Annotated in this window: 4 protein-coding genes; all 4 read left to right on the plus strand. The window is 30.4% G+C overall.

Annotation, left to right across the window (positions count from 1 at the left end; translation table 11 throughout):
- The first annotated feature begins 356 nt into the window (after positions 1–356).
- Positions 357–626, plus strand: coding sequence for a hypothetical protein (locus tag N4A31_04560; GenBank protein ID MCT4635499.1), 270 nt, complete (start codon positions 357–359; stop codon positions 624–626).
- A complete protein-coding gene (locus N4A31_04565) occupies positions 619–984 on the plus strand; it encodes a TnpV protein (protein ID MCT4635500.1) in 366 nt (121 codons plus the stop codon). The genes N4A31_04560 and N4A31_04565 overlap by 8 nt, the downstream gene beginning before the upstream one ends.
- Before the next feature lie 377 nt (positions 985–1,361).
- Positions 1,362–3,020, plus strand: coding sequence for a DUF262 domain-containing HNH endonuclease family protein (locus N4A31_04570; GenBank protein ID MCT4635501.1), 1,659 nt, complete (start codon positions 1,362–1,364; stop codon positions 3,018–3,020).
- Positions 3,021–3,161: 141 nt separating this feature from the next.
- On the plus strand, positions 3,162–4,150 hold a 989-nt coding region (locus tag N4A31_04575), incomplete at its 3' end, for a putative DNA binding domain-containing protein (GenBank protein MCT4635502.1).

Here is a 4,150-nt window from a genome sequence, read left to right on the forward strand (position 1 = left end):
TAACCCAAGCAAGGGATTTAAAATATTTAACTAAAAATGGATACGGGGTAGAAGAGATACAGCCCTTAGATATGTTTCCTCATACATATCATGTGGAGACAGTGACAGTACTATATCGAGCAGATTGCTAATAATCAAGGAATTTACACACTTCTGCGATTATTGTACCTTTAGTACTGACATAGCAAATTTCAGAAATAAGAACTTTAATAGAGAAATTACGGTGCGTGTTGCTATTAAAATAGGTACTGAGTAGATATGTTCAGTCAGTACTGAGCTAAGGTAGGGCGTGAGTGGATATAAAGATGTTTTTGTTTGGATTGCCTTTTAAATAAAAATAAGAAAGGTGAATTTGAATGAAGCGTATATTAGAGAAGTTGTATTTTGGTGAAATATATAGGAATGAAGAGGTTTTGCCAAGTGGAAAAGAATTTGAACAGATTAATGGAAGAGTTAGTAAACTAGAAAGTGAATTTACAAGCAGATTAAGTGAAGCAGAATTTAAACTATATGATGAATTTTCAAGTACACAAAATGAAAGAGACTCCTATTATTATCTTGAAACCTTCATAGAAGGATTCAAAATCGGAGCTAGGATGATGATGGAGGTGCTTTCAGATGAGTAAGTTTAAGCCGGTGGAATTGGAGTATGAAGAAGTTGATGGGATATTATATCCTAAGATTCAGATTTCTAATGATGTTAAATATGATGAAAGACCCCTTGGGAAATATGGGCGAATGAGGCTTAAGTATCTTAAAGAGCATAAGTCTTATATGTATAGAGAAATGCTTATGAATGGAGAGTTGATGGAGCATTGTCATAAGGTTAATGACGAAGCTAATGAGATGTCTATGCTTATTGAGGAGCAGTATCTTAAGAAGAATCCTATTCCAGACGATTGTAACTTTGTGGATAGGGTTGGGTATTATAATACTGCTAGGAGTATGGCTGAGAAAGCGGTTTTAAAAGAAATAGTATATTGATGAATTTAGGATATATTACCAGACAAGATTTCTATTGGTTAATTAGAAATTTTGTCTTTTTTAGAAGAGTATCTTTGTAAAGTGGATAATGTTGGCAGATGTCGGTGTTAGGGCTATAATAATCAATGAGTACTTTTGATGATCAAGGTTAGATATAATATTAGAATAAGTGTAAAAGACTATTTATTCTTATTGGACATACAATACTGTTTATTACTCATAACATTATTAGATGTCTTGGAACATCAGAAATACATAATCTAAATTTCCAATTATGGCGCTTTCACCATAATTGAACGTATTAATTAAAAGTAATTACAATAGAGTAAATATTTCTGCAGAGCAACTGCATAGATAGGGTTTTGAGGAGGGTTATTATGTCGATTGATGGTAGTAAGATTATTTTAAAAGAGCTTTTTAGTGATGATTACTTTTTTAGAATTCCTATATATCAACGTCCTTATTCATGGGGAGAAGAACAATGGGAAGAATTATTTGAAGATTTATATAATGCAGAACGTGGAAATGAATATTTTTTAGGTACTATTATCTTACATAAAACTTCCACACTTGGTACTTGTAGTATGTATGATATCATTGATGGGCAGCAGAGGCTAACAACTTTACAGATTTTGTTTGCATGTCTAAGAGATAGGATTGATAAAGACTCATATAGTGATACACTTCATAAATATATTTTTAAAGAAGATAACGAGTTAGAAGGAATACCCGAAAGATCAAAGTTAGAAGTGAGAGAAATACAATTATTTAGAAATATAATACAGATCAAAGGTGGAACAAAGAATATTAATTTTATAAAACAAAATAAAGAACAACAGAATATAATCCAAGCAATTGAATATTTTAGTTTAAAAATTGAAGAAATAAATAATCAATCTTTACTAGAGACTTTTGCTCAGTTTCTAGTGCAAAAATGTGTAATGTTATATCTTATAACAGAGAACTTTCAAGATGCTTTTAGGCTATTTACAATAGTAAACGATAGAGGGTTACAACTGCGTAGAATAGACATACTAAAATCTATTAACCTAGTCCCCAAAATAATTGAAAATGATGTTGAGAGAGAATATTACTCGAAACTCTGGGATAATATGGAGAATGATTTAGGTGCAGACATTTTTGAGAACCTTATTTCACTAATAAGAACGATAATTGTAAAAGAAAGAGCGAAGGAAGATTTATACAAGGAGTTTGAAAATGGTGTTTTTGGAAAGTATCATTTGAATAAAGGTAAAGAGTTCATTGACTATATAAATGAGTATAAAAAAATTTATGAAGGATTTTTTATTAATCAAGATTATGATTTAGATAGCGATATAGGTGAATCAAATGAATTTTGGAATATAATTAGTATTTTAAAAGAATATTTTCCAGCTAACGAGTGGATGTCATGTTTAATGTTGTACTATAAAAAATTTAAAACCAATAATATCATGATGTTTATAAAAAAACTTGGACACAAAGTTATCTCCGACTGGGTTACAGGACTTACACCGTCAAAGCGTTCTATTAATATTTATAATATTTTAAAGGTAGTTGAATCAAATACGGATACAAATTCTATTTTAAAAAAACAGGTATTTAATATTGAAACTGTAAAATATAGAGGCGTGCTAAATAAGGATGTATATGGAAAAAGATTCATAAAGTATATATTATTGAAATTGGAAATAATTTTATCAGATAATATGTCTAAAAGAAAATTTGGTACAATAAGTGTTGAACACGTACTACCACAGAACCCCAAGTTAACAAGTCAATGGTTAGTTGACTTTAGCAGCAAAGAGCTAAAAATATGGAATAATAAAATAGCTAATTTAATATTATTATCAAAAAATAAAAATTCTAGAGCTAGTAATAAGAATTTTAAAGATAAGAAAGAACTATATTTAAAACCGCGTATATCAGATTTAAATCGTAGCTTACAAGTAATATCATATGATAAATGGGATATATCAGTATTAGAGATGCGACAGAAAGATATCATTAATAAATTGGTTAAGAATGAATATTAATACAGCGGTTTGTAAACTCTTAGGAGCCTGTAGATTCTAGGTAGGTAATTGACCATATTTAATAGTAATATTTTTTTGTATAATAATATAATAAAAGAAAAATTAAATATAAACTAAAATTGAAAGAAAAGAGGTGAGCAAATGTATACAATACAACAATTTCAAACCATGAAAGAAAATCAAACCTTCGACAGAAAAAGCATACGTATAGAACCTAAAGCCCTAGCAACACCATTTGTAGCCTTTGCAAATGCTGATGGTGGTACATTAGCGATAGGTATAAAAGACAATGGAGATATAGAAGGTATAAAAGGTTATGAAGCAAAAATAAATGAGTTTCTACGAGTTGGGTACGATTTCTGCAAGTCAACAATTAAAGTAGAGTTTGAAACCTTAGACTGCATTGATAGTGAAGGTAACGATAATCAAGTGTTACTAATTAAAGTTCACCAAAGTCAGAACGTTCATACCAATCAAGCTGACGAAGTGTTTTATAGAGTAGGCGATAAATCAAAGAAATTAAGCTTTGAAGAGCGTTTACAACTTATGTACGATAAAGGCGATAGATTTTACGAAGATGCACCAGTTAACACTGCAAGTATAGATGATATAGATATGGATAAAGTAAAAGACTATGCCAACCTTATAGGTTACTCAAAGACACCGTTAGAACTCTTAATAGATGGTAAAAAATTTATAACTAAGACTGATAGTGGATATGAAATAAGTGGTGGTGCAATTCTTCTGTTTGGAAAAAATCCACAACATTACTTTCCAAGAGCAAGAGTAAGATTTATTAAATATCAAGGGGTTATTGAAAAAACAGGTACTAGAATGAATGTTATTAAAGACACCATATTTGAAGGGACAATATTGGAAATGCTACAAAAATCCTTAGATTTTGTAGGCACACAAATAAAGGAATTTACCAAACTAGGCAATGATGGTAAGTTCCATACAAAATCTGAATACCCCGAATTCGTATGGAAGGAAATAATCGTAAATGCAGTTTGCCACCGTGACTACAGCATTAAAGGAACGGATATACAAATAAAAATGTTTGATGACAGGCTAGTTGTAGAAAGTCCGGGAACATTACCAGGGCTTGTGAGACTTGATAACATGAGAAA

Source organism: Rickettsiales bacterium, from assembly GCA_025210695.1.
Taxonomy (GTDB): domain Bacteria; phylum Pseudomonadota; class Alphaproteobacteria; order Rickettsiales; family CANDYO01; genus CANDYO01.